Raw genomic sequence first — 25,903 nt, 5'->3', positions numbered from 1 at the left:
ATAATAAAGACCTTATTCGGTTATCTTATGCTTTCTTATGTGTTACCTCTTGCGATTGCCTTAATTCTTATTGCCTATTTAGCGGGTAAACCTTATTGGCGTGAGCACCAACGAAACAAAATAAAAGCTGAGCCTTTTAAAAAAGAGTGGCGCAAAATACTTCAACAACGAATGCCTTACTTTCGTCAAATGCCAGCAGATTTACAGTTACAGTTAAAAGGGCATATTCAGGTTTTTTTAGCGGAAAAAGACTTTGTTGGCTGCAACGGTATGGTGATTAACGATGAAATACGTGTAACAGTTGCGGCTCAAGCTTGTTTGCTTTTGTTGAATAGACCGACTAATTATTACCCTAAATTGCGAACTATTTTAGTTTATCCAAGTGCTTTCATTAAGCGGCAAAGTAAAGTCACGGGTGGTATAGCGCATAGTCAGCAAGTGACATTAGCAGGTGAATCGTGGGATTTTGGTAAGGTGGTTTTATCATGGCAAGATACTGTTGAAGGTGCAGACATTCCAGATGATGGTAGAAATGTTGTTATTCATGAGTTTGCCCACCAATTAGATCAAGAAACCGGTCGGGCTAATGGAGCGCCAATTTTGGCTAAGGGGCAAAATTATCAAGCTTGGTCTAAAGCGTTTCTAGCGCAATTTCAGCAATTACAGCAGCAGGCAATAAATGGAACTCCATCATTGTTTGACTACTATGGCGCAACAGAGCCCGCTGAGTTTTTTGCTGTGGCCAGTGAGGTGTTTTTTGAAAAACCTCAAGACTTTTGGGCAAAGCACCCTAAGTTGTATAAACAACTTAAGCAATTTTATCATGTTGATCCGGTACATTGGGCGTAAATATAAGCTCACGAAGAAATGACTTTAAACGAGACAAGGCAATGTAAGTAAATGACAAAATTAACCTTAACTTTAGAAGAACAAAACAACGATGAACTAGCTCACTTTTTAAGTAAAAAAATTAGAGCATTTAATGCCACACATTGGCAAAACACAATAAAAAAACCATTGTTGATTAGTATTAACGATGAGCGCAGTAATGTTGTTGCTGGCGCTAATGCTAAAACGTTTGGTCACTGGTTAATGATTGAAACACTTTGGGTATCAGAAAAGCTACGAGGAAAAGGCTGGGGCAGTAAAATACTTGCGCAGCTCGAAAGCAAAGCCAAAGAGAAGGGGTGCCTTTTTAGTATGCTCGATACGCTAGAGTTTCAGGCGAAAAGTTTTTACGAAAAATACGGTTATGAAGTGCAATGGACTCAAACACAATACCCATTACAGGGTGCCAAATATTTTATGGTTAAAGCACTCTAATTAAAAGCATTTTAGGCTTTGTTGAGTAGTATTTGCTTAGAATGACTAAGCTACACACTACTCGCCGCGAATAAAACGCTTTTAGCTCGAACAAAACTTAATCGCGAAAGATCAACAGCCCCTAGTTTTTTATAAAAAAACGCTAATAATAAATTAGCGTTTGTATATACAAGTGCAGTGTGTTACTTATTGCTGAATAAGATGTACATCGCGCTGCGGGAACGGAATAGTAATGTTATTACTATCAAGACTTTTCTTAATCTCTTCATTTACAGCAAAATAAACAGCCCAGTAATGTTCTGGTAAACAATGGGGTCAAACCGCAAGATTTACAGAGCTATCAGCCATTTCTGAAACACCAACAAATGGAGCTGGTTCTTTCATTACCTTGTCATTATTTTCTAATACGTCCATCAAAACTTTTTTCGCTACATCAATATCAGCATCATATGCTATACCTATGGTCATATCGACACGTATTTTACCTTCGGTGGTAAAGTTAACAATAGAGCCATTTGATACCGCGCCATTTGGAATAATAATGCGCTTACTTTGTGGAGAGACAAGAATTGTATTGAAAATTTGTACTTCTTTTACTTCACCGAAATGACCTTGAGATTCAATTAAATCACCTACTTTATAAGGTTTAAATATCATAATAAGTACGCCGCCAGCAAAATTTGATAGGCTGCCTTGTAGTGCTAAACCTATTGCTAAGCCTGCTGCACCGAGTACTGCGATGAAAGAGGTTGTTGCAATACCTATCATTGAAGCTACTGAAATGAAAAGTAATAACTTTAATGTCCATGATGACAGACTTTCTATAAAAGGAACTAAAGTAGGGTCTACCTTTGAACGTTCCATTGAAAGTACTAATACTTTGCTTATACCGCTGATAATCCATAAACCGATAATTAACGTGAGTATAGCTAGTCCGAGTTTTGGTGCATAAAGCAACCCGAGTTCATATGCTTGCATTGTAAGTGACTCTACTTGAGTCATTGAATTTTCTACACCGCTCATGATTTTTCCTTTATTTGTCAGAGCATACGGGAGTTTTAGTGTAGATAATAATGGCATTTTATACAATGATATCAATGAAGAATAAGTTGATAGTGCACTTTTTAGGTTAAGAAATTAGTTTTACTCTGGCGAGTATTAATGACGGTATTTAACGTTTTACTGTATTTTTCAGCATCACGCTCTTCTTGAATATGCTCAATGCCTTCATGTGTTAATAACCATTGTTTACGTGCAATACCACCAGCATAGCCTGTTAATTTCCCACTGCTGCCAATTACGCGGTGGCATGGCACAATAATACTAATAGGGTTTCTGCCATTAGCTCCACCTACGGCTTGAGATGCTTTGGGCTTGTTGAGTAATTTCGCAATATCACCGTAACTACATTTATTACCAAAAGGTATGGCAGTTAAACATTGCCAAACGGCTTGTTGAAAATCTGTCCCTTGTGGGTCTAACGGTACGGTGAATTTTTTTCTTGTTCCTGCAAAATATTCAGACAATTCATGTTTAGCAAGGTCAGTAATGTGGTTGGATTTCACTGTTCTTTTTTCATCACCACAAAAAATAACGTGACGTAAACCGAGCAGAGAAGCTTTACATTCAATTAAGCCAAGAGGGGATTCTAGATAATCAATGAACATTACAATTGACTCCATAATTGATAGGTTAAATAACTTTGCCAAGGAGATGCTAGGCTAGGATCAAAGGCTTCATGAGTATGCTTTAATGCTTTTTTCACACCCAAGTCGCCTCCAAGAAATATATCAGGATTACTTAAACCGCGCATTGTTGCGTAATTGACCGTCCAAGGGCCAATACCTTTGAGTGTTAACCACGTATCGGGGTTTAATGCGCTTTCATGCTCAATGAAATGCACAGCAAGATTACGTAATGTTTGTTTTCGCGAACCGGGTATTTTCATAAATTTAAGTTCGTCTTGTGCAATCGCCTCAGGAGTTGGAAATAACTTGTTGTGCTGATAGTTAACCCCTAAATGCTCTACTAATTGGCTAATAAGTGTTCTTGCTGCGGTTACTGATATTTGTTGACCCAATATTGCTCTTATACCTGCTTCAAATACATGCCAAATACCAGGAAGCCTAATACCCGAACGAAAATTGAATGATTCAGGTAGGCAGGATAATAAATTATCCTCAACGACTTGAGCATCAACATCTAAATCAAGTATTCGGCGAATATTACTAATAATCGGGCTTAAGTGTTCTAGCTTATCGAGGCTAAGTGCCACATAAAAACAGTGTGCAGTTTCATCATGGGTGACATTAAATGTTCCTTGGCAATCTAACCAAGTAAACGTGCGACCATAGTTATCATCATCACACCACTCTAATTTATCAACACATCGTGCGGCGAGATTTTGCTGAATAAAATGCCAATTGTAGGGTGGGCGATAATGCAGTGTTAACGTTAATGTATTTGCTGGTGTGTTATCTTCATTGGACTTTCGCATTTGCGAAGGCGTGAGTTGTAATTGCGATTTAAAGCAATCATTGAAACGACGAACACTGTTAAAGCCACTGGCAATGGCAATTTGGTGAATAGGTAGTTTTGTTTGGTGTAATAATTTTTTGGCAAATAAACACTGTTGATACTGGGCAAAACATTTAGGTGATGTACCTATAATTTGTGTAAATAATTGTCGTAAATAGCGATCGCTAATGCCTAGGCGTTCAGAAAGTTGAGCTAATGTTCCTTGTTGTAAAGCGCCTTGGTTGATAAGTTTTATTGCCCTATCTAAAGTGGTATTTACTCCTTTCCAAGCAGGGGAGTCTGGTGCGCTATCAGGTCTGCATCGTAAGCAAGGTCGAAAACCAGCTAAACCACATTCGATAGCTGAATGGTAATAAGCCACATTTTTTTCTTTAGGCGGTTTCACTGGGCAGATACTACGGCAGTATATACCGGTAGTTTTTACCGCGGTAAAAAACTTGCCATCAAAGCGAGCGTCCTTTGCTAGTCGCGCTTTTTTACAAATTTCGTTAGATAACATATATGACTCGTATGGTTATTTCTGATCTAGTATAGCGTGAGTAAACTAACAATATAGCCAGAATCGGAACTCAATATTGAAATAATTTGTGGTTAGGCTAATACAGGGAGTAGACAAAAGGATTGCTAAAGAGAAAGTATTTAGTTATAAAATATAGCACTTAAAAATTGTCGTTATGTACTAAAAGTTTTTTTGTGAAAGCTAAAGTAACATTAATAATAAAAATTAAGGGCTTAAACATGGACTTAACTAACTTTCGCCAACTCTTTGAAGAGAACATTATTCCTGTCGCTCGTACTAATATAGTAGGTGAGTACATAGAGGCTAATGGTGCTTATGAAAAATTAATTGGCTATTCATTAGCAGAGCTTAAGAAACTTGCCTATCCAGATATAACACCGAAAAAATGGCACTCAATAGAAATCAACCACGTTTATAAGCACGTTTTTGCTAACGGCCAAATGTCGTACGAAAAAGAGTATATACACAGTTCAGGACAAGTGATTCCTGTTTGGGCTGATGTCTATTTAATAAAGTGTGAGAATAATACCGAAGCGGGCATGTGGGGGACTTTTAAAAAACAGTAAAATAGTTTTCACTTTATTTTTTAGTACTTTTCAGGCCTCATTTGTATTTCTTATACAATTCAACCTCTGCTTGTTCCTCTTCTTGCTTTACTCTGCTATCTTTGCGCCCATAAAAATAATAAATAGGTACAAATTATGGCTGAATTGATGTCGATAAATTACCAATCTGTGCTCGATAGGGTCTTTGAACAAGCAAAAAATACTGAGATGTTAGGCGAAGTGGCGAGCTACATTCCTGAGTTGGCCCATGTAGATCCGCAAAAATTAGGTATTCATCTGATTACTACTAATAATGAACATTTTCATGCGGGTGATGCCGGTGAGAAGTTTTCTATTCAAAGCATATCAAAGGTTCTTTCATTAACGCTTGCTTTTAAAGCGCTTGGTGATCGCTTGTGGCAAAGGGTTGGTATTGAGCCATCAGGTACAGCTTTTAATTCATTGGTGCAGCTAGAGTATGAGCAAGGTATTCCTAGAAATCCTTTTCTTAATGCTGGTGCTATCGTTATTTGTGATGTGCTAGTTAGTCAATTTGATAACCCGAAAGATGAAATTTTACGCTTATGTTGTGAGCTAAGTGGAAACCCAGAGGTATCTATTAATGAAACTGTTGCTAAATCTGAGTTAGATTCTAGCTTTAGAAACTGTTCACTGGCTAATTTTATGAAAAGCTTTGGTAATATCGAAAATGATATTGCTACTGTGCTCGATGTTTATTTCTACCTTTGTGCTATTGAAATGACATGTAAAGAAATGGCACAAACCTTTATGTTTTTAGCTGAAAATGGTGTAAATCCGTTGTCAAAAAAAACGGTTGTCACTTCAAGTGAAGCAAAAAGGCTTAATGCTATTTTGCAGTTATGTGGTTTTTACGATGAAGCGGGAGAGTTCTCATTTAAAGTGGGTTTACCTGGGAAAAGTGGTGTTGGCGGCGGTATTATTGCCATACATCCACAAAAATACAGCGTGGCAGTGTGGAGCCCTAAACTTAATAAGAAAGGTAACTCCTACCTAGGTATGAAAATGCTTGAATCGCTAACTACTATTTCGCAATCGTCGATTTTCTAATGAAGATAAACATTTAAGGTGTTAACGTAACAAGCTCAATCCTATCGGTTACCAGAGGATCAGCAGCATTTGCATTAAGAATTAAACGTTGCCCGTCTGAGGATATTTTCATACTACTAGGTTGATTACCTTCCGTTTGAATTGTTGCGCTGATGTTTTGCTGTTCATCGTAAATGTCGACGTAAAAACCATCAAGATTGGTGGTATTAATGCGTAAAAAATGCGGCTGATTACTTTGGTTTTTTTCTAATTGCAACGTTACAATACCCGCTGTCGCTTCAAGTAACCCTTGATCAATAAAGCTTGTACCATCAAAGGTACTCCATTCAGTGGTTTCACTGATGGTGTATAAATGCTTTTCGTCATCGGCAATAACAAAATTATTGATAAATTGATCATCAGCTAATGACTCTGGACGATACTCATGGGTAAGGGTTGTTAAGATGCTTTGTTCACCAAAGTCATTAACTTGCGTGGTATAGCGGTTAATCGTTGCGGTTGAGTAGTTTAATGCATATATGTTGTTTCGCTGCTTAGCAACATCGATATCTGAGGCAAAATAAGCATTGGCACTATTCCAAAATTGTACTTGTAGTGCTTCATTGGCGTATTCAAGGGTTTGCGTAATAACGAAGTAGCGACTTGATAATCTAACAATATCCGTTGGTTCATATAAAATATCAGCATCTAGTAATTCAGTAATGGTATTGTCAGCTAAATTAATACGATAACGGTGTACCACTTCGGTAGTTGTTTCATCATCATTGGGTATTGTTTCTAACGCTTTGGCTAAAATATAATCTCCACGAGGATGAATAATTAGTTGCTCTAACAATGTTCCTTCTGGTGATACTATTAACGTATTTTCTAGCTCACCCGTATATTGATGATATTTGCGTAAGGTGTTTTCAGCCGCAGTATAAAAAACAGGTAAAGCAGGTGATGTAACTATAGCGCCATCATCAATAGAGGTAGGCTCTATGATTTTATTTTCAACTACTAAGTCGCTGTGATAGAAGTTAACGATAACATTTTCACTGTACACAGCATTTTCATCAATACTAGTAATGATGATTTCTGCCGTGTTTACTGCGTTCGTTTGGGTTAAACTGCTGTCAGCTGTGATATGTAATTTGTTATCGTCAATAATGGTTAAGGTTAACCAGTCTGCTTCTGTGCTCGCTTGCCATGGATAAACGTGTTCGCTGTTATTACTAATGTTTAGTGTTTTTTCTAACGCTTCAATATTTGTGGTTTTTGTTAAAGCGATAACAGGAGTATCTGCCTGATAATATATATTGTCTAACGCGAGGTCTACCGGTAAGACTTTACTATCACCAGAAGTGACTTCTGTTAGAATGATATTGCCTTGTTTTATCCCTGATGCGATAAACTCTTGGGTATTAGCCGTTACAGTAATAGTACCGTTACCTGTGCCTGATGTAACATCGAGAGATAGCCAATCAACATCACTACTGGCTGCCCACTGGTTATTTTCGCTTATAATATCAAATTGCTGACTAGCAACACTGGCATCACCTAGCGTAGCACTATAATTTAGTTTCGCTGTAGTAGGGGTTAACTGCCAAACCAATAGTGAAACATCAATGTCTTTTGAAGCAAATTTTTCACCATTATCATTTGAAACAGCAATACGTAACTTACTAGCATAAGTATCTGCTCTTAAACGCTCTTCATTAATGACTTCAATAAAAATTGTCGCAGAGTTATCGGTTACATTTTCTGCACGATATGCTAACCAAGGCACAGGATCTTGCTCTGGCGGAAATCCAACTAAAATTCCATCACCTTCAAAAGTGACTTGCACTGCGATTGATTGTGTTGATTGCTGAAATATCTCATTACTAAAGCTTGCATTAGAGATGTCAGTAGAAATGGTATAGATTTTTTCGTCACTAGAGCCACCGCAAGCTTGTAAAAAAGCGATGCTCACTAGTAGAAAACCTTTGATGAAAAAATGTTTCATTGATCCCTTCATGATTTTTCCCATATGGTTAACTTACTGATTAAGTGATTAATATTACAGCGTAAGCGACTAAAAAGTTAATCAGTAATGAATAATTTTTTGCATGTGAATATAGCAGAGTATAAGAGAGACAAGAAAGAATATCAGCTATTATCTAAAACATTGTTAATTACTGGCTATTCAAGGTAGTACCGTTTAGTAATATTTTGAAACAAAGCGGATAATTGACGACTATGCTCGATAACGTTAACGTAATGTGACAATAATAATCAGGGAAAAATTATGCACCTTTTTACACAAGGTAAACTTAAAACCGTATTGACCTTATCTGCTATCGCGGTATTAGCCGCATGCCAGCCAGCAGATAATGCTACTTCTAGCCAAACTGCTAAAGCTGTTGAAACTCAAGTCGTGACAGAGACGAGTGCCATCAGTGAAAGTGAACGATTAAATCAATGGTTTGCGACTAAGTATGAAGAACAACTTCAAAACAGCCCGATGATGCTAACTTTTCTTGGAAGAAAAGAGCGTTACGACCAAGTAGATGATATGTCTCGCGCTGAAGAGTTGCGCCAATTAGCGTGGCAAAAGCAAGCTGCGCAAGAGTTACAAAATAACTTCGACTACCGTAAATTAGATGAAGAAGCGAAGATATCTTATGACATCTGGCTCTTTCAATACAATCAAGCGCTAGAGGCTGATAAGTTTGCTGAAAGTGCGTATGTTTTTACTCAAATGCAAGGTATTCAAGCATTTGCTGCTCAGTTTTTAATTAATTTTCATAAGGTTGATGATGCGTCAGATATGAGTGCATACAATAAACGTATTGCTGGCGTTTCAGAGGCGATTTCAACCTTGCTTGTGCGAGCAAAAGAAAGGGCTGAAAAAGGCATAAGGCCACCAAAATTTGCTTATGATGGTGTTATTGAACAAGCTCGCGCGTTAATTACCGGCGCACCATTTACCGAAGAAAGTGATGCCCCAGATTCAGCATTATGGGCTGATGCAAAACGAAAAATTACCAGTTTAGTTGAAGCCAAAAAAATAGATGAAGCACAAGCTGAATCATTAAAAGCTGAAACTAAAAAAATGCTTAATGAGCATTTTTTACCAAGCTACCAGTCGTTAGTCTCTTGGTTCGAACAAGATATTGTTAATACAAAAGAAAATGCCTCTGGTGTTGGTAGTCAGCCTAATGGCGAAGCGTATTATAACTCAAGGCTAAAAGCGTCAACTACAACCCCGTTAACAGCAAATGAAATTCATCAAATTGGCTTGTCTGAAGTAGCGCGTATTACCAGTGAAATGGAAGAAATTAAAGATAAAGTTGGCTTTGAAGGCACATTACAAGAATTCTTTACTTTCGTAAAAACCGATAAGCAATTCTTCTTTAATAATGATGATGAAGGTCGCCAAGGTTATATTACGCAAACGGAGAAACATTTAGCCCACATAAAAGAACAATTACCTAACTTTTTTGGCATTTTACCTAAAGCTGATTTAGTCGTTAAACGTGTTGAATCATTCAGAGAGCAAGATGGTGGCGCTCAGCATTACTTCCCAGGTACTCCTGATGGTGCACGTCCAGGTATTTATTATGCTCATCTATCTGATATGTCTGCGATGCCAAAAAATGAATTAGAAGGTGTTGCATATCATGAAGGTAGCCCTGGTCATCATATGCAAATTTCTATCGCTCAAGAGTTGGAGTCAGTGCCGCAATTTAGAACGCAAGCCCGTTTTACGGCTTATGCAGAAGGATGGGGGCTTTACGCTGAATTACTAGCAAAAGAGATGGGTGGCTATCAAGATGATTTTTCTGATTTTGGCCGTTTAGTGAATGAAATATGGCGAGCTGTGCGTTTAGTGGTTGACACTGGGTTGCATTCAAAAGGCTGGACCGAGCAACAAGCGGTGGAATACTTTAAAGAGAAAACGCCTATATCAGAAGAAGCGATAAAATCTGAAGTACGACGTTATTTAGTATGGCCAGGCCAAGCTACTGCTTACAAAGTGGGGATGCTGAAAATATTAGAGTTACGTGCACACGCTGAAAAAGAGTTAGGCGAGTCATTTGATATCAGAGGTTTTCACGATACCGTGTTAGGTGGCGGTGCATTGCCAATGGAAATTCTTGAACGAAGAGTTAACGACTGGATTGCTAACGTTCAAGCGAATAAAAAATAATTACTCGCCAAATTAGCGGGAAATATATAAAACCAAAGGCAAAAAATTACTTTTTGCCTTTTTTTCGTTGTGCCTTTTTCAGCATCTCTTCAAATTCATCAGGATAAACAACCAACCCTTGATTTTGCTGATTAGGAAAGGCAACCAAGGCTAATTCATCATCTAATAACCCCATAGTCCATCGGCTAAACCATTTGTTTAAAGAGATTGATTCTGCATGGCAGTGTTGCCACTCTTCTGTTGCCCAGCGTTGTGCTAATGCTTCATTTGGCCAAATTGGTACACAGTCTTCTTCATCAGTGTTTAGCATGACACAGCCATGTTCATCGGCAAGGATCCAAAGGGTGTTATGCTCTACAGCTTGCTGAATTAAATAATTTAAGCGTTGTTCATCATCATAATTTTCAATGGTATCTAATGCTTGCGGGGTCAGTGACATATACACGTTTACTTTAGCGAGTTAACAGTACGCTTAGTGTATCAAACTTGTATCTTGTTAGGTTAGCATTCATTTATTGAACTATATGACATCATGGTTCATTGGGTTCAAATTCAAAAATAATCTCATTCTGAATTGGGTAAGTTGCATGGGGTTTATAGCGCCATTGTAATAATGCTTTCTTCGTTGCTTTTTCTAATGTATTTGCGACATCGCTTTTCACTACAACGATATCTTTTACCGCGCCGTCTGTTGTAATGGTGTAGCGCAACTGAATGGAGCTGACTTTTTTTAAGGTAACGTTTCGTGGGTATTTGGGCATAACTTTTAATACAGGTTCGATTTTGAACGCAGACAGGTTAATCGTCGGTAAACGGGTGTCAGTAGCAGGTGATATTACAATGTCTTCAGCTAACAGCGGTGTGATTGGCGCTACAGGGCTAGGTATCATTGATTCTTGCGCAAGCGGTTGGGTCGAAGTAGGCGGTTTTGGTAAAGGTTGCTTAATAACAATAACTGTTTGATCTTCATCATCATCAACAACATCATTGATATCTATTTCTACATGAGTCAATGGTATTGCCATATCAGGCTCTGGGGCTGAAGATAAATGACTAATGAACGCCATAATAGCGAACGAAGCAAAACCACCGGCAACGAAAACTGCGATAAATTGCAATGGAGTTCGCTTAGGTGCAGAGCTTTTTTCACTTACACAGACGTTGGGGGGCGTAATTTGAGACTGACGCTGCTGATATAAAGAGTTCAGCTCACGGTCAAATTTATCGTTAGTCATGGTGATTTCCTAATTGTGCCTTTAAGTTTTGTCGTGCGTAGCGAAGCCTGCTTTTTATTGTTTCAAAAGACTGATCAGTTATGGCGCAAATTTGACTGATTGAAAACCCTTCTTGTTGAAAAATGAACGCCTCTCGCTGAAAAAAAGGTAACGATTCAACAGTATTATTGAATAATGTTAAGCGGTCTTTTTGCTCTGTGTCTTTGTGGTTAGAGGTAGATATTAATGTTTCTTCATCTAGCGTTGTCCATTGCCATTTTTGTTGATGTCTAAGTTCATCAATTAAAGTATTTCTCGCAATAGCAAATAACCAGCTTTTAACTTGTTGTTGGTTTTTATAGTAATGAGATTTTTGCATTACTTTTATCCAAGTTGTTTGTAGGGCATCTTCAGCCGTTTCTTTGTTTGAAAGGCTCAATAAATAGTGATAAATAGGCAAGTTAAATAACTCAATTAATTTAATGAGGTATTTTTGCTCTTTCGTTTGGCTATACCTGAGCATTAATTGCTCAGGTGTATTTGAGGGATTAAACCAACCTTTTATCATTGAAGGTAGCTGCAAATTATTTCCTTTATCGCTAACTGGCTTTAGGCATTGTAAAGTCTAATTGTACGATGAAATTATGTTGTGCTACGGCTTTACCGTCAACGGATTTTGCTCGATACTTCCATTTTTTTAAAGCCTGTTTTGCGGCTTTGTCGAAGGTTCTTTTTGGGGAAGCATCGACAATCTTAATATTGATCACTTCGCCAATAGGATTAATATCAAACGATAATTTAACCCAGCCTTCAATACCATCTCTTGCTGCCACAATAGGGTACTTAGGATTTACTCTAACAATAGGTCTAGCATCTTTATCAGGTTGATTACCAAGCCCAGCTCCGGCAATTGTTGTACTAGGTATGCTTATTTTAGGTGATGTATAAACTAAATCACTTACGGTATCGTTTACTTCTGTTGGCTCAATTGTATTCGGTAAAGGCGGTGGTGGTTCTGGCGGCTGTATTAGGGGTTTGGGTTTACTTTCTACCTGAGAATCTTCAGGTAAGCTGGCTACATCAATAATAGGTTCCTCTGGCAATTGGGTGATTTCTACTTTTTCAGTCGAGATCAGAAACGCCATAAAGGCAAATAAACTCATGGTAGTAATGCCTGCTAGAAAGATAATAATTGCTGTTTTTTTCATATTGTCACCTTTTGTTTTTTAATATTTTTCAAACCAAGTGAAAGTACCTTCATAGCTAAAACGATGCAGAAATAGAAAAGGGGTTAAATTTTAAAAATATTTTTTCAAGGGGTTTGAGTGACACTGAAATGTTCGCTGACATGTTTCTTGTTGAATAGCGGCTGTGATTTTTGCATAGTGATAATTACAATTCTTATCTAATAAAAATAAATGCTTAACTTAAACAAGGTGACCAAATCATATCAGCAGAAAGTGGTGTTACAGGACATAACATTTAACTTTACCGAGCAACGGTATTGTATTGTTGGACCTAACGGCAGCGGTAAAACTACCTTACTTATGTTAGCGGCAGGTTTGGAGCCAGTTGACTGTGGTGATGTGATGGTTAACCAGCATGCTGTGTATACAGAGGAAATAAAGAAAAGTATCGGTGTATCATCAGACAGAATAGTTTTGCCGCAGTTTTTAACCGCAAAACAGTTGCTAGTGTTTCATTGTAGCCAGCATCAATGTCCGTACCCACAAGAATATATTGAAAAGTTAAACTTTAATAGACAATTAACAACCCTTATCGGTGACTTGTCATTAGGTAACCTAAAAAAAATGTCATTGTTATTGGCAATCTCTCACCAGCCGAGTTATTTATTGCTTGATGAGCCAACAACGGGGTTGGATAAATATAGTCGAGAGTGGCTGCTAAAGTTTTTAGCTGGATATGCCGGCCAATTGATTGTGACCAGTCATGAAGAGTGCTTCGTAAATAACACTGATTTTAATCAACTTAATATTGCAGATCTTAGTTAGATGATGAGTTTATTAGCGTTACGCTGGCAGATTTATCATGATGAACTGAAGCAATTAATTGCCAGTGTTGGCCAGCTATTTACCTTTGTAACATTGGTGCTGTATTTAGCGTTACCCATCATGATATTAATGCCGCTAGTTTGGTTAAGTATCATTGCGGATACCGAGACCACACTGCAAGATCGAGTGATATATCAGTGGAGTTATTTCTTTTTACTATTTTGCTTAATTAGAGTCCAAAGAAAAGCCATTTTGGCGAGTAAATATCAGCACTTTCTTAGCAGTTATTCCCAACGTGTAATTATAAGCAGAACCACGACAGCCTTGTTAACGATAGTCGCAGGAAATTTATTATTATTAGCGCCTTTGTTGTTAAGTTTTTATATTCCTAGTTGGCAGGTATTTTGGCAGCAGTTGCATTTTCCTTTATTTACTTTGATCTCTTGGTTTGTTGCCTATGGGGCCATTAACCTTGCCCGTATCCCTTGGCTGTCTTTATTATGCCTACCTATTGTGTTGTTATTGTTACCAGGTGAATTCACAATGACAGCTAGCTGGTTAAATTTTATCGTTTTATTTGTGATGACGATTGAAATGTTGATTGAGCCATTAGCGCATATTAAGCCACTTCTATTGCCAACTAAGTATTACTGGCAAGTACGTTTAGTTGCCATGATGAGCTCGCCTTCGAATACTATTATTCGACTCTTTATCATAGTAGTGCTGCTGAGTTTATTAGCCTATGTTCAGCAGCAAATGGCACAAGTTTCACAAGGGTATTTACAAGTACTGTTTTGTTGGTTGTTAGCGTTACTATTGGGATCCTTTCAGTTTGATAATGAAGCTTTTTATCAGCAGTACGAGCATTTTTTAGCAAGTTTACTGAGCCGCACTAGAACGCGCTATATTACTGATATTTTGCCTATTATTACGTTAGCCGTTTTGGTTAGTATAGTGTTACAAAGCAAACTTGGTTTCTCTACGTTTGTTTTGATTTTGTTACCAATTGGTACTTTAATAACCATCATTACCACCAGTAAATATCAACGAAATTTCTTTATTTTGCCGAGTCTGTTTTTTATAACCGTGACAATGCTTGTTTAGGTCAACACGCACTAAGTCTTTTCTCGTTATTCGCTGAGTGCTTTATTACTATGAGCTATAGTTATACCATTCGACTAAAAATTTCTCGCTAAGAGATCACTTTCTTATACGGATTAGTATAAAGAGAATATATTGTTAATAAGAGAATACATTGTTAATAAAGGGAGTAGGTAATGAACACGCATAAGTTAGCCCTGCCGATTATTATGTTGGCGTCAATGTTGTTGCCCGCTAGCATATATAGTCAAACCATATCAAATAGTGAATTTATACAAGCTCAGAAAAGTGCTGAACATTTTGCGCTTTCTTCTAAACTGCAAGACGTGTCGAAACTCAAGTTAGCATTAACGGATATAGAAAAACACGAGACGAGGTTGTTGGCGACTGAGCGTGTCTTTAGGTTGTTAACCGCACAACCACCTTCATTTGCGCATACCTCATGGCTTAATTCACAGTTATTATCTGACGATGTTCTTTATATTCCAAACCCTGATCATCCAGAGCAACAACTTGAAGTGGTTAACATTGCCAAACAAGCTAAAGCAGTGCTGGAAATTTGGCAATATAAAGAAAAAGCAAAAACTATCACTGAAGCACTGGCCAGTTATCGTTGGCAGTGGCATGATTTTATTGCAGAACAAGGTAAAGGAAAATATGCGGCACTTAGCCTTGCGCTAAATGATGCTGATGAAGCGTCATTGCTTTGGCTTCAAAACGAATTAATCAATAGTGCGTCGTTTACGCAAGCTGATAATCAATTGCTTGTAATGTTAGCTTCATTGCATGCGTCAAAAGCATTAGTTGCTCAAGTGTGGGAAAATGAAGCTGATCAGTATAGTTATCAGTTACTGCAAGGTATCGAGCAATTATTTGCAAAAGAAGAGGCTATAAAACAACTTAACTTAGCTAGCCATAATAGCCAGTTAGCATCACAAGCCATTTTAAAGTTAACCACAGTATTTATTGATGATGACTCAGTGCAAAATAAGTTATTGGCCTTACTCAATGAAAAAGACACTGCCTGGCATGTTGCTATGGCTGTCTGTTCATCTCAACATGAAGGCATGATTGATAAAATTATGCAGTTAGGCCGTGAATTATCAGCCATCTTATACGTTAAACGTTGCATGAAGGAGGCTCTGTAATGAAATATCTTGTCATGTTACTTATTCTATTTTCGAATCAAGCACGCAATGAGACATTTACTTACACTGAAATTAATAGTGATAACGGTAATATACCTCTCGGTTATCCGGTGCCTATTCCTGTCGATTCATTAACACCTGTAGATGGTTTTAGAAGCTATCAGAGTCTTGATTTACGTCATCAGCAATTGGCTGCTCAAACATCGTTAATAGAAAGAATACTTATTGGAGAAACCTTTAATGGTCGCAGTATATGGGCATATAAATTATCAGATAATGATGAAATAAAAGTTAGCGGAGGCCTTGAAGGAAGTGCACTCATTAATGGAGGTATTCATGCTAGGGAGTGGCAATCTCCCGAGGCGGTTACAGGGTATATGGAAGCCTTGTTTTCAGGTCAAGCGAATCAACATATAGAGCAGTACTTACTGGAAAACCTAACGCTTGTGTTGATTCCGGTATTAAATATTGATGGTTTTTTACAAACTCAGCGCTTTTTCAATAAAGTTACCGATCTTGCTAGCTACCCAAGAGAAGGCCGTATGCGAAGAAAAAATATGCATGCCGTTGATGAAGATATTCAAACGCTTGCTGATAATTTTCATGGCATTGATTTAAATAGAAACAACAACCCCTATTGGGCAACTAACGCGAATGGCAGTTCACCTGATAATTCGTCGTTAATTTATCATGGTAGTAGTGCCGCATCAGAGTCTGAAACAAAAGCCTTGCAACAAGCTGCTGTTGTTGCTGGTGAAGACAGGTTGCGGTTTTATACAGACACACATTCATTTAGTCAGATTTATTTCACCCCGATGACAGGTGACGAAAGGCGAGATAACATTACTTTTGAACTTGCTAATATTATGCGTGCTGCGAATAGCTACAAGTATCAGTATGGACCTTCTGCGGCGGGTTCAGGTATTGGTAGTACCGATGAGTATTTTGCGAATACCTATCAAATACCTTCATATACTCTAGAAATTGAACCGTTAAATTCAGCAACGGAATACGGTGGTTTTGGTGTGTCTCACGATGGCTTTATTTTACCGAATTCAGAAGTCAATAGGATGAGAGCTGAAACCACTACAGCAGCATTAGCTGGCCTATATGCTATGTCAGAGCCGCCGGTAATAACAGGAATTACTATTTTGCATCTTAATGAGGTGATATGGCAGCAAGAGTGGCAGAGCGCAGATAATAGCGCTGAATTAATCACTGTGCTTGAACAAGCCTTGTTAGCCGATACCCCATATCAATTGCAAGTTAGCTTTAATAAACCTATGCGCCAAGTAGCTGATAGTGACGTTGTCGCATTTTCAAATTTGTCTCAAGTTCAAGGAATTAATTTGTATTGGCAGTATCTGCAAAATAATGAAGAAAAAGAAGTGAGTATTACTTCTAACCAAGGTGAATGGCTTCTAGAAGGTTTTAGGTATTATAAAACTGACAGCTATCTAATTGATTTTCAGTTACCCAGTGATTTTGACTGGCAGTCTATTACTCGATTAAACCTTAAAGTAGAGACAACCGATATGGTAGGACAAAAGCTGGATGCTAACCCTCGTACCGTGGCTGATTGGCAAAATGGTCATTGGCATCAATATGAAAATGCTTTAGGAAATGTATCTGATAGTGGTGGCGTTGATCAATCTATGCGATTAATTGATGATAATTCGGCTTTATTTCCTGTCGTTGAGCCACCTAAGGTAGAAAGCTCTAGTTCAGGTGGAACGTCAAGTATCATGATATTTATTTTATGTGTTATACCGCTGTTGAGTCGCAAGGGGTTATTTAACTAATCCGCCTTGATAGCTACAAAACTATTAATACTAAGAGGAAATGGTAACTACCCATAACAGCGTATGGAAATTCACTTAATCATTGCTTCAGTGATATTATGAAGCAATGATTAGTTTTTAAACCTTTTAAACCTTAAAGGTACTGGCAATATCTTGAAGCTTACTAGCAAGTAAAGCTTGTTCTTTCGCTGTGGCGGCAATTTGACTTGCTCCCGTTGATTCTTCTTGGGCTTTTTGTTCAATATTCACGACATTTTGAGCAACATCTTGTGTCACAACTGCTTGCTCTTCTATAGCTGTTGCTATTTGTTCAGTCATGGCAAAAATATCACTGACGGAAGCTGTTATTTCACTTAACATTTCTTCAACATCTTTTGAACTATTCACCGCATCTTCTGCTTTTTTCTGACTGCTTTCAATAACATTGTAGGCAGAGTTAGCATCAGTTTGTAATGAATTGATAAAGCTTTCTATTTCTGATGTAGAGTCTTGCGTACGTTGTGCGAGTGTTCTTACTTCGTCTGCTACAACGGCAAAACCTCGACCTTGATCGCCAGCCCTTGCTGCTTCAATTGCCGCATTTAATGCCAGTAAGTTTGTTTGTTCGGCTACCGATTTAATAACATCGACGACCTTAGTTATATTATTACTGCTATCGTGCAAGCTAGTAATTTGAACCGCTAAGCCATCAATATCTTGTGCTAAGGTTTCAATGGAACTATAGGATTTTTGCACAATACTTAAACCACTTTTGGCTTGCTCGTCCGCTTCTCTCGCTGAAGTGGAGGTACTTTGGGTGTTATTCGCTACCTCTTTAACTGTTGCTGATAGTTCTTCAACGGCTGTAGCAATTAATGCGATTCCTTCTTGTTGTTGGTGCATTGATTGTGAATTAAGTTCACAGGTTTGTGAGGTTTGTTCTGAGGCAGAAGCTAAGGTAAGACTTGAATGCGATATTTCACTGATAGCAGTTGAAAATTTTTGCAGTGTTAAATTAAGAGCCGCCGCAATTTGCCCTAATTCGCTGTTATCTATAAATGTGCTTTGTACTCTTAAATCGTTGTCATCTCTCACCTTAGCCATGAGTGCGGTTAAATCGTGAACGCGGTTTGTTAATTCTTTAATAATGTAATGGCTAATTAATAGCGCAATGAAAATTAAAATACCGCTAGAGATAATATTTATCATCATTGAGTAAGAGGCGCTTGATTGTTTTTCATGAGCAAGTGCTAATAATGTTTCACTCAGTTTACTTTCTACTTTTTTAAGCTGTCCTATACGGCCTGTTGATTGACTAAACCAATATTCACTATCAATGCCGAAGCTTTCCGCTTTGCTTGATGCCACTTCTCTCAATTTCAAAACTTCTCGAACGGCTGGGTGATCGATTGCTTGTTGAAAAAAAGTAATGTTTTCATCATTTGCAAAATTATTAAAATTATCGAAAAATGTTTTTTGTTCGGTCACTAAACTAATAAATTTAACGAGCATACCTGGAGCAAATTTATCCGCCGAAAAAGTGCCACTTAATACTGCGCGCTCTATACCCGCTCTTTCTTTTCCCTGAAGGAAGTTGTAATAAGCAACGGTTTCTCTAGTGACTACTGCATCGGTACTTATATCAGAACTAATAACCGCGACACTAAGTAATTTAGCATTTAATTGGGTATAAAATGTAATGGCATCAGGCGTAGAAATCGATTGCTTAGACACTTGTTGTCTTATATTTGCTAATTGTTGCAGACTTTGACTGACTACTTGATTAAGTTGCTTTATTTCAGGAAGGTGAAGTTTATTTTCATTTAGGTACTGTGTTCTTTTGCCAATTTTGTTATCTGTATTTTGTCTTTGATTCGGTAATTTATTGACAAATTTAGTCCCTTTTGAACTTAAAAAACCAGCCGTCATTCCTCGTTCTTTTTGAAGTTCATGCACTAACTCGCTGTATACTGTAGACAACTCTGTTAGTTGGGAGATGGTCGACATTTCATTGCTTATTTTTATGCTGCTGATTATTGAGGAAATACTTAACCAGAGAAAGCCAAACATTGGTAATAAAAGTAGAATGAGTATTTTTTTTCTAAATGAAAGATCGGAGAAGTTCATAGTTTATCTATATCCCTTAGTTGAGGTGCTAAATCTTTTTTGGTTTTTTGTCCATTTTAGTATAGCCACAAAAAATGAAAACGAGCATTTTATTTTTTTAATTAATTGAAAGTAAGCTAGTTTATAGGTTTAGCTAAAGAAAGTGTGTTGTAATTATTTTACAAAGTAAGTAGATGATAAAGTTGCAGGTAAAAAAAAGCCGATAGCATTACTATCGGCGAGTTAGCTATGAGGAAAGCTAGAATATTCAATTATTACAACAAGCGTCCACATAAGGGAACGAAGAGAAGTATAGAGTAGATACTCTATCTTGACAAGTAAAAATGTAATTTTATTTCATTTTTGTGTTCTTTTATTAGTTTTTGTTGTGGTTACATAGAGTTTTACAATGAAAGTTAACAGTCAATACCCACAGGTTCCTATTTTTAAAACATAAGCTAAAAAATGTTGTATTTAGATCAATAAAATTTAACCCGTCATTTGGTGTTCAAGCATTGATAAGATAAACTATCGGCAATTATAGCTTTCAGTGATAACAAGATGTCTTCAGTCGAAAAAAATTCTACCCCTGCTTCAGAGCAAAACACGGCAAATTCAACAACCGATAATACAACGCATTTTGGATTCCAGACTATTGAAAAAGAAGAAAAAGTATCAAAGGTTGCGGGTGTTTTTCATTCGGTAGCTAAACAGTATGATGTGATGAATGATTTGATGTCATTTGGTATTCATCGTTTATGGAAACGGTTTACTATAGATGCAAGTGGTGTCAGGCCAGGTAATAAAGTTTTAGATCTGGCTGGCGGTACTGGCGATTTAACGGCGAAGTTTTCTCAACTTGTTGGTAAAGAAGGGCAAGTCGTATTAGCTGATATTAATAGCTCAATGTTGAATGTAGGTCGTGATAAATTACGTGATCGAGGGTTAGTACAAAATATTGAGTATGTTCAAGCCAATGCCGAATATCTTCCATTTGAAGAAAATACATTTGACATTGTGACTATTGCTTTTGGTTTACGTAATGTAACCGACAAAGATAAAGCGCTACGATCAATTTTTTCAGTACTTAAGCCGGGTGGTCGATTGTTAGTGCTAGAGTTTTCAAAGCCAGAACATGAAGTGCTAAATAAAGCTTACGATTTCTACTCTTTTAATATTTTGCCTAAAATGGGTGAGTTAGTCGCTAAAGATGGTGAGAGTTATCAGTATTTAGCAGAGTCAATTCGCATGCATCCAGATCAAGATACACTCAAAAACATGATGGAAAATGCAGGTTTTGAACAAACAAGTTATAAAAATCTAACGGGTGGTATCGTAGCATTACACAAAGGTTATAAGTTTTAATGCTTGCAAATAATCGTGCAGTTAACATTTCAGAGCAGCTGATGATTCCTCAGTTTCTTTGCTCTGCTATTGAACTTATTATGAATAAAGCACTTGCTTTAAGTAACAAGCCTGTGTCACTTACCAATATAGAAAATAAAACGTTAACCCTTGAATTAGCAGAGTTAAATTTTCCTATTAGTGTCAGTGCCTCTAATACTAAACTCTTGGTTACTAGTACTGGCGCTGCCAGTGATTGTACACTTATTAGTAGTGTAACTACGTTACGTCAATTGCAAGCTAAGCAGCAGTTAACTGAGTTAATTAAACAAGAACAACTCGATATACAAGGTGATATTAAACTGGCTCAGCAGTTTGCACGTATAGCAGAAGAACTTGAAATTGATTGGCAAACAGAAATAGCTAAACATATTGGTGATGTGCCGACACATAAATTAACAAAAATCAGTGAAAAAGCTAAAAGTAGTTTAGCGCAACTGATCACCTCATTAGAATCAGATGTAACTGAGTTTCTCATTCATGAGAAGAAGTTAGCGGTAACAAATAGCGAAATAAAACGTTTTAATCAGGCCGTTTCAAAAACACAAGAACAGCTAAGTAATATCGAATCACGTTTAGCAACATTAGTTAATCATTCAAACGAAAATTAATTATACAATCACATAAGGTTGAATATATCAGTGAGCACTCGTCGCCTATATCAAATAGTTAAAACATTTTTGCAATATGGCTTAGATGAAATGGTGTCACCAAGATTACTACCTTGGTATGCAAAATTTGCACGATTCAGTATTTTTTGGCTGAGAAATAAACATAAAGATAAGCCTGTAGAGCAGCGTTTTCGTTTAGCGATTGAATCATTAGGGCCTGTCTTTATAAAGTTTGGTCAAATGCTGTCAACTAGGCGCGATTTATTACCACCAAACTTTGCTGATGAATTAGCCTTATTGCAAGATAGAGTGACGCCATTTTCAGGTGAAGAAGCAAAACAGCTTATTATCGACGCTGTTGGCCTTGATATATTCGAACAACATTTTAACGATTTTGATGTGACACCGTTAGCATCGGCCTCTATCGCGCAAGTGCATACCGCCACTTTGATTGAAGATGAGCAGCAACAAGATGTAGTAATTAAGGTATTAAGACCTGATATAGCTAAAACGATTATGGCTGATATTAAGGTAATGTCTTTATTTGCTGGCGTTGTCGCCAGATGGCTGCCTGATGGCAAACGCTTACGTCCCAAAGAAGTGGTTGCTGAATACAAGAAAACTATTTTAGATGAGTTAGATTTAAATCGTGAAGCGGCGAATGCTATTCAATTAAAACATAATTTTTCTCAAGGGCGTGAATACGATAATGTTCTTTACGTACCTGAGATTCATAGCGAATACAGTTATAAAAACGTACTAGTTATGGAAAGAATTTACGGTATCGGTGTTGGTGAAATTGATAAACTTCATAGCTTGAATGTTGATATGGAATTATTAGCACAACGCGGTGTAGAAGTTTTTTTCACGCAAGTTTTCCGCGACAGTTTCTTCCACGCTGATATGCACCCTGGGAATGTTTTTGTTGATGCAAGTACACCTGATGATCCAACATGGATTGCTATTGATTGTGGTATTGTTGGTACGTTAAATAGAGAAGATAAACGCTATTTAGCTGAAAATTTTGTTGCCTTTTTTAATCGTGACTATCGCAAAGTTGCACAATTACATGTTGATTCTGGTTGGGTACCGTCAGACACCAGCGTTGATGAATTTGAATTTGCAATTCGCGCGGTTTGTGAGCCAATTTTTAATAAACCCTTGTCTGAAATATCGTTTGGGCAAGTGTTAGTGAATTTATTTAATACTGCCCGTCGGTTTAATATGGAAGTACAACCACAGTTAGTGCTCTTGCAAAAAACGTTGCTTTATATAGAAGGCTTAGGACGTCAGCTATACCCGCAACTAGATTTATGGCAAACCGCTAAACCGTTTTTAGAGAACTGGGTGAAAGAGCAAATGGGCGTAAAAGCCGTATTCAGTAAAATTAAAGAGAATCTTCCTTTTTGGAATGAGAAATTACCTGAATTGCCTGATCTCGTTTACGACTACCTTAAAGCGGGGAAAGATCATCATCATAAACAGAGCATAATGTTTGAAAAGATGTTGAATCAACAAAAAGCACAACAACAAAAGTTATTGTATGGTGTTTTTTCAACGGGTTTATTGGTGGTTTCAGCTATTCTACTGACACAAAATTTTGTGGTGTTATCAACGAGTGCAATAACGCTGTCAGTGGTATTTGCATTTAATGCATTTAAAAAATAAATGGAAAATTTTTAATCGTTCCAACCAGTTAGTTAGTGATAGGTTTGAACTATAACAGTTCTATTTTGGCGCCTATGCAACGATATATTTTAGAGTGTTTTATTACTTACGTTTTTTTACAAAGATAAGACACTATTCAGTCATTTTTAAAGAATTTACCCAGCTACAATGAGATATATTCATCATTATTTCTAAGGGCTGAAAAGTGAAAAAAACATTAATTTCTCTTATTTTATTAAGTGGTTGCTCAAGCACAGGTGTTGATAGGTCAAATCAGAATGAAATACAAAAAGAATTTTATGCGTCAATAGAGTCTGTAAAACCAGTGCAACTTTCTTCAGAAGTGGTTACGGGGATTGTCGGAGGTGCCACTGTAGGTGTTATAGATGAGCTGGACGGTAACCACGAAGATATGATTGCAGGTGGGCTAGCTGGTGCGATAGTAGGAGGGCTGTTTGTGGCGCTGTTTGAAGGCAGTAATCAAGCATTTGAGTATCAGCTAAAATCAGAACGTGAAGGGAAATTCACTCTGATACAGAAAGAGAAGATAGATATAAAAACAGGTTGTGTAAAAGTTAGAGTGGCTAGTAAAGCTTCATTATTTCCAGCTTTAAAAGAAAACTGCACTGTAAAATAAGTTGAGAAGCGTTATTTCTTAAATAACGCACGTAAATTCGCAACACCTTGTTTGTTCGATTGCTCTTTGTGCTCTTCTGTTTTTTTAACCTGTCCAAGTTCCCAGTTTAAATCATCTTGAGGTAGTTCATGTAAAAAACGACTGGCTTCAGTACGTATTACTTCGCCAAATTGGCGTCTTTCTCTTGCGTAAGTGAATATTAATTCGCGCTGAGCACGGGTGATGCCAACATAGGCTAAGCGCCTTTCTTCTTCAACGCCGCCTTCATCAATACTGGTTTGGTGAGGTAGTAAACCTTCTTCCATGCCAATTAAGAAAACATATGGAAACTCAAGACCTTTTGAAGCGTGTAAGGTCATTAATTGCACTTGATCATTGTTATCTTCTTCTTCATTGCGCTCCATCATGTCTCGCAAGGTTAACCGAGTGACGATTTCAGGCAATGTCATTGGCGGCTCATCATCGCCACCTTCAAGCATTTGTGTTACCCAACTGAATAATTCAGTAATATTCTTCATCCGCATTTCTGCTGCTTTTGCGCTAGGTGAAGTATCATATAGATAGTCTTCGTAATTTATTTCACGGATCATTGAGCGCAATACTGCAGCGGTATCACCTCGTTGCGCATTATCGCCAGTTTCCACTAACCAGGCAGTAAATGCTTGCAGTTTATGTAAACCTCGACCCGTTAAGTGTTGCTCTAGCCCTAACTCAAAACTTGCGGCAAACATACTAATTTGACGCATATTGGCGTAATTACCTAGCTTTTCGAGGGTTGCTGGCCCTAACTCACGTTTAGGTACGTTTACAATGCGTAAAAAGGCATTATCATCATCTGGGTTAACCAAAACGCGCAAGTAAGCCATAACATCTTTAATTTCAGCGCGAGAGAAAAAGGAGGTTCCACCACTGATCTTGTAAGGAATGCGGTTGGTCATTAAGGCTTTTTCAAGTAAACGAGATTGATGATTACCACGATACAAAATAGCATAGTCACGATACTGGCTTTTATTCATAAATCGATGACCAATAAGTTCACCAATAACACGCTCTATTTCATGCTCTTCATTTTTTGCTTGAACCACTCTAAGTTCAGGCCCATAGGCTAGTTCACTGAATAGTGATTTATCATAAACGTGTGGATTATTAGCAATAAGTATATTGGCACATTTTAATATGCGGCCACTTGAACGATAGTTTTGCTCAAGTTTGATTAACTTTAATTGGGGAAAATCTTTACCTAGCAATACTAAGTTTTCAGGTTTAGCGCCTCGCCAAGAGTAAATCGATTGGTCGTCGTCACCAACTACTGTAAGTCGGGCGCGTTCACCGGTAATTAATCTAACGAGTTCATATTGACTGGCATTTGTGTCTTGATATTCATCCACTAAAAGGTAGCGTATTTTATTTTGCCAACGTTGTCTTACTTCAGCGTAATTTTTTAATAATAACGTTGGAATAAGAATTAAGTCGTCAAAATCTAAGGCATTGTATGCCTTCATGTGCTGGTGATAGCGCTGATAAAACTCTGCATACTCGTTGGTGTCGGCATCAGTGGCAAGTTTTAATGCTTGATCGGGTAGCAGTAAATCGTTTTTCCAGTTGGAAATCATGCCTTGCAATTTATTGAGTAAATCTTTGTCACCGTCAAGTTCATCAATGGTTAATTCTTTTAGTAACGCAAAGGTGTCTTGGTCATCAAATAAAGTAAAACCAGGTTTGTAGCCTAAGGTTTTAATTTCTTTACGGACAATGTCTAAGCCTAACGAATGAAAGGTTGAAACCGTTAAGCCACGAGTTAAATCTCGACCTAGCATTTTTGACACACGTTCTTTCATTTCTTTTGCGGCTTTATTGGTAAAAGTTACCGCAGCAATATTTCGTGCTTTGTAATCACACTTTTGAATGAGGTACGCTATTTTTTGACAAATAACACCGGTTTTACCACTACCAGCACCGGCAAGTACTAGGCAGGGGCCACTTACATATTTAACAGCTTCATTTTGTCCAGGGTTAAGTTTCATTGATTCTC

The 25,903-nt window shown here is 37.5% G+C and carries 23 protein-coding genes; 13 read left to right on the top strand and 10 right to left on the bottom strand.

The genetic code is table 11. The annotated features are described in order from the left end of the window. The first annotated feature begins 27 nt into the window (after nucleotides 1-27). Together D1094_RS11435 and D1094_RS11430 are read left to right on the top strand one after the other, a co-directional pair. Nucleotides 28-849: a zinc-dependent peptidase gene (locus tag D1094_RS11435; protein WP_118960413.1), complete on the top strand. Its 822-nt coding sequence runs from the start codon at nucleotides 28-30 to the stop codon at nucleotides 847-849. Nucleotides 850-900: 51 nt separating this feature from the next. Then, a complete protein-coding gene (locus tag D1094_RS11430; RefSeq protein ID WP_118960239.1) occupies nucleotides 901-1,323 on the top strand; it encodes an N-acetyltransferase in 423 nt (140 codons plus the stop codon). A gap of 315 nt (nucleotides 1,324-1,638) precedes the next feature. Here D1094_RS11430 and D1094_RS11420 read toward each other — a convergent pair whose 3' ends face one another. From D1094_RS11420 to D1094_RS11410, 3 genes are all read right to left on the bottom strand, one after another. Continuing rightward, complete coding sequence (locus D1094_RS11420) at nucleotides 1,639-2,346, bottom strand: mechanosensitive ion channel family protein (RefSeq protein WP_404851479.1); 708 nt, start codon at nucleotides 2,344-2,346, stop codon at nucleotides 1,639-1,641. 101 nt (nucleotides 2,347-2,447) lie between these two features. Beyond that, nucleotides 2,448-2,990: a methylated-DNA--[protein]-cysteine S-methyltransferase gene (locus D1094_RS11415; protein WP_118960238.1), complete on the bottom strand. Its 543-nt coding sequence runs from the start codon at nucleotides 2,988-2,990 to the stop codon at nucleotides 2,448-2,450. Further along, nucleotides 2,990-4,360: a DNA-3-methyladenine glycosylase 2 family protein gene (locus D1094_RS11410; RefSeq protein WP_118960237.1), complete on the bottom strand. Its 1,371-nt coding sequence runs from the start codon at nucleotides 4,358-4,360 to the stop codon at nucleotides 2,990-2,992. Before D1094_RS11410 ends, D1094_RS11415 begins: the two co-directional genes overlap by 1 nt. A 239-nt stretch (nucleotides 4,361-4,599) precedes the next feature. Here D1094_RS11410 and D1094_RS11405 point away from each other — a divergent pair, with 239 nt between their 5' ends. Then, nucleotides 4,600-4,947, top strand: coding sequence for a PAS domain S-box protein (locus D1094_RS11405; protein WP_147361076.1), 348 nt, complete (start codon nucleotides 4,600-4,602; stop codon nucleotides 4,945-4,947). A 135-nt stretch (nucleotides 4,948-5,082) separates the two neighbouring features. Then, on the top strand, nucleotides 5,083-6,015 hold the full coding sequence (locus D1094_RS11400) for a glutaminase (RefSeq protein ID WP_259337922.1): 933 nt from the start codon (nucleotides 5,083-5,085) through the stop codon (nucleotides 6,013-6,015). 13 nt (nucleotides 6,016-6,028) lie between these two features. Here D1094_RS11400 and D1094_RS11395 read toward each other — a convergent pair whose 3' ends face one another. Further along, nucleotides 6,029-8,014 (bottom strand): BACON domain-containing protein, encoded by a 1,986-nt coding sequence (locus D1094_RS11395; protein WP_118960235.1) that lies wholly within the window; start codon nucleotides 8,012-8,014, stop codon nucleotides 6,029-6,031. 270 nt (nucleotides 8,015-8,284) lie between these two features. On the opposite strand from D1094_RS11395, the gene D1094_RS11390 reads away from it, so the two are divergent. Further along, nucleotides 8,285-10,189 carry a DUF885 family protein gene (locus D1094_RS11390; RefSeq protein WP_118960234.1) on the top strand — a complete coding sequence of 635 codons (1,905 nt, stop codon included), beginning with the start codon at nucleotides 8,285-8,287 and terminating at the stop codon, nucleotides 10,187-10,189. Between the two features lie 46 nt (nucleotides 10,190-10,235). Here the strand turns inward: D1094_RS11390 and D1094_RS11385 are convergent, their stop codons facing one another. The 4 genes from D1094_RS11385 to D1094_RS11370 all read right to left on the bottom strand — a co-directional run bounded on the left by D1094_RS11385 (nucleotide 10,236) and on the right by D1094_RS11370 (nucleotide 12,611). After that, nucleotides 10,236-10,628, bottom strand: a complete 393-nt coding sequence (locus D1094_RS11385; protein ID WP_118960233.1) for a DUF2750 domain-containing protein — start codon at nucleotides 10,626-10,628, stop codon at nucleotides 10,236-10,238. Between the two features lie 91 nt (nucleotides 10,629-10,719). Further along, nucleotides 10,720-11,424 carry a TonB family protein gene (locus tag D1094_RS11380; RefSeq protein WP_118960232.1) on the bottom strand — a complete coding sequence of 235 codons (705 nt, stop codon included), beginning with the start codon at nucleotides 11,422-11,424 and terminating at the stop codon, nucleotides 10,720-10,722. Then, nucleotides 11,417-11,986 (bottom strand): RNA polymerase sigma factor, encoded by a 570-nt coding sequence (locus D1094_RS11375; RefSeq protein WP_118960231.1) that lies wholly within the window; start codon nucleotides 11,984-11,986, stop codon nucleotides 11,417-11,419. Before D1094_RS11375 ends, D1094_RS11380 begins: the two co-directional genes overlap by 8 nt. A 16-nt stretch (nucleotides 11,987-12,002) precedes the next feature. Beyond that, the gene (locus D1094_RS11370) at nucleotides 12,003-12,611 is read right to left on the bottom strand and encodes an energy transducer TonB (protein WP_118960230.1); all 609 of its coding nucleotides are present in this window, start codon (nucleotides 12,609-12,611) and stop codon (nucleotides 12,003-12,005) included. A gap of 210 nt (nucleotides 12,612-12,821) precedes the next feature. Here D1094_RS11370 and D1094_RS11365 point away from each other — a divergent pair, with 210 nt between their 5' ends. The 4 genes from D1094_RS11365 to D1094_RS11350 all read left to right on the top strand — a co-directional run bounded on the left by D1094_RS11365 (nucleotide 12,822) and on the right by D1094_RS11350 (nucleotide 17,466). After that, a complete protein-coding gene (locus D1094_RS11365) occupies nucleotides 12,822-13,415 on the top strand; it encodes an ATP-binding cassette domain-containing protein (protein WP_118960229.1) in 594 nt (197 codons plus the stop codon). Next, nucleotides 13,416-14,519 carry a DUF6136 family protein gene (locus D1094_RS11360; protein ID WP_118960228.1) on the top strand — a complete coding sequence of 368 codons (1,104 nt, stop codon included), beginning with the start codon at nucleotides 13,416-13,418 and terminating at the stop codon, nucleotides 14,517-14,519. A gap of 173 nt (nucleotides 14,520-14,692) precedes the next feature. Continuing rightward, nucleotides 14,693-15,664: a hypothetical protein gene (locus D1094_RS11355; RefSeq protein WP_118960227.1), complete on the top strand. Its 972-nt coding sequence runs from the start codon at nucleotides 14,693-14,695 to the stop codon at nucleotides 15,662-15,664. Further along, the gene (locus D1094_RS11350) at nucleotides 15,664-17,466 is read left to right on the top strand and encodes a M14 family zinc carboxypeptidase (RefSeq protein ID WP_118960226.1); all 1,803 of its coding nucleotides are present in this window, start codon (nucleotides 15,664-15,666) and stop codon (nucleotides 17,464-17,466) included. The genes D1094_RS11355 and D1094_RS11350 overlap by 1 nt, the downstream gene beginning before the upstream one ends. Nucleotides 17,467-17,592: 126 nt before the next feature. Here D1094_RS11350 and D1094_RS11345 read toward each other — a convergent pair whose 3' ends face one another. Beyond that, nucleotides 17,593-19,452, bottom strand: coding sequence for a methyl-accepting chemotaxis protein (locus D1094_RS11345; protein ID WP_259337921.1), 1,860 nt, complete (start codon nucleotides 19,450-19,452; stop codon nucleotides 17,593-17,595). Between the two features lie 660 nt (nucleotides 19,453-20,112). Here D1094_RS11345 and ubiE point away from each other — a divergent pair. The 4 genes from ubiE (at nucleotide 20,113) to D1094_RS11325 (ending at nucleotide 23,871) form a co-directional block, all read left to right on the top strand. After that, on the top strand, nucleotides 20,113-20,916 hold the full coding sequence (ubiE, locus tag D1094_RS11340) for a bifunctional demethylmenaquinone methyltransferase/2-methoxy-6-polyprenyl-1,4-benzoquinol methylase UbiE (protein WP_118960224.1): 804 nt from the start codon (nucleotides 20,113-20,115) through the stop codon (nucleotides 20,914-20,916). Next, entirely contained in the window at nucleotides 20,916-21,566 is a 651-nt protein-coding gene (locus tag D1094_RS11335; protein ID WP_118960223.1) for an SCP2 domain-containing protein, read from the top strand. The genes ubiE and D1094_RS11335 overlap by 1 nt, the downstream gene beginning before the upstream one ends. Before the next feature lie 30 nt (nucleotides 21,567-21,596). After that, nucleotides 21,597-23,234: a ubiquinone biosynthesis regulatory protein kinase UbiB gene (gene ubiB, locus D1094_RS11330; protein ID WP_118960222.1), complete on the top strand. Its 1,638-nt coding sequence runs from the start codon at nucleotides 21,597-21,599 to the stop codon at nucleotides 23,232-23,234. A gap of 205 nt (nucleotides 23,235-23,439) precedes the next feature. Continuing rightward, a complete protein-coding gene (locus D1094_RS11325) occupies nucleotides 23,440-23,871 on the top strand; it encodes a hypothetical protein (protein ID WP_118960221.1) in 432 nt (143 codons plus the stop codon). An 11-nt stretch (nucleotides 23,872-23,882) separates the two neighbouring features. Here the strand turns inward: D1094_RS11325 and rep are convergent, their stop codons facing one another. Then, nucleotides 23,883-25,895 (bottom strand): DNA helicase Rep, encoded by a 2,013-nt coding sequence (rep, locus tag D1094_RS11320; protein WP_118960220.1) that lies wholly within the window; start codon nucleotides 25,893-25,895, stop codon nucleotides 23,883-23,885. Between the last annotated feature and the right edge of the window lie 8 nt (nucleotides 25,896-25,903).

Source organism: Colwellia sp. RSH04 (assembly GCF_003545765.1).
Classification (GTDB): domain Bacteria; phylum Pseudomonadota; class Gammaproteobacteria; order Enterobacterales; family Alteromonadaceae; genus Colwellia.
This window is presented reverse-complemented; position numbering and strand designations above follow the sequence as displayed.

Coding starts and splice junctions, on each gene's coding strand:
- D1094_RS11435 (WP_118960413.1), top strand. CDS start 28: ATGCTTTCTTATGTGTTACCTCTTGCGATTGCCTTAATTCTTATTGCC.
- D1094_RS11430 (WP_118960239.1), top strand. CDS start 901: ATGACAAAATTAACCTTAACTTTAGAAGAACAAAACAACGATGAACTA.
- D1094_RS11420 (WP_404851479.1), bottom strand. CDS start 2,346: ATGAGCGGTGTAGAAAATTCAATGACTCAAGTAGAGTCACTTACAATG.
- D1094_RS11415 (WP_118960238.1), bottom strand. CDS start 2,990: ATGTTCATTGATTATCTAGAATCCCCTCTTGGCTTAATTGAATGTAAA.
- D1094_RS11410 (WP_118960237.1), bottom strand. CDS start 4,360: ATGTTATCTAACGAAATTTGTAAAAAAGCGCGACTAGCAAAGGACGCT.
- D1094_RS11405 (WP_147361076.1), top strand. CDS start 4,600: ATGGACTTAACTAACTTTCGCCAACTCTTTGAAGAGAACATTATTCCT.
- D1094_RS11400 (WP_259337922.1), top strand. CDS start 5,083: ATGGCTGAATTGATGTCGATAAATTACCAATCTGTGCTCGATAGGGTC.
- D1094_RS11395 (WP_118960235.1), bottom strand. CDS start 8,014: ATGAAGGGATCAATGAAACATTTTTTCATCAAAGGTTTTCTACTAGTG.
- D1094_RS11390 (WP_118960234.1), top strand. CDS start 8,285: ATGCACCTTTTTACACAAGGTAAACTTAAAACCGTATTGACCTTATCT.
- D1094_RS11385 (WP_118960233.1), bottom strand. CDS start 10,628: ATGTCACTGACCCCGCAAGCATTAGATACCATTGAAAATTATGATGAT.
- D1094_RS11380 (WP_118960232.1), bottom strand. CDS start 11,424: ATGACTAACGATAAATTTGACCGTGAGCTGAACTCTTTATATCAGCAG.
- D1094_RS11370 (WP_118960230.1), bottom strand. CDS start 12,611: ATGAAAAAAACAGCAATTATTATCTTTCTAGCAGGCATTACTACCATG.
- D1094_RS11365 (WP_118960229.1), top strand. CDS start 12,822: ATGCTTAACTTAAACAAGGTGACCAAATCATATCAGCAGAAAGTGGTG.
- D1094_RS11360 (WP_118960228.1), top strand. CDS start 13,416: ATGATGAGTTTATTAGCGTTACGCTGGCAGATTTATCATGATGAACTG.
- D1094_RS11355 (WP_118960227.1), top strand. CDS start 14,693: ATGAACACGCATAAGTTAGCCCTGCCGATTATTATGTTGGCGTCAATG.
- D1094_RS11350 (WP_118960226.1), top strand. CDS start 15,664: ATGAAATATCTTGTCATGTTACTTATTCTATTTTCGAATCAAGCACGC.
- D1094_RS11345 (WP_259337921.1), bottom strand. CDS start 19,452: ATGTCGACCATCTCCCAACTAACAGAGTTGTCTACAGTATACAGCGAG.
- ubiE (WP_118960224.1), top strand. CDS start 20,113: ATGTCTTCAGTCGAAAAAAATTCTACCCCTGCTTCAGAGCAAAACACG.
- D1094_RS11335 (WP_118960223.1), top strand. CDS start 20,916: ATGCTTGCAAATAATCGTGCAGTTAACATTTCAGAGCAGCTGATGATT.
- rep (WP_118960220.1), bottom strand. CDS start 25,895: ATGAAACTTAACCCTGGACAAAATGAAGCTGTTAAATATGTAAGTGGC.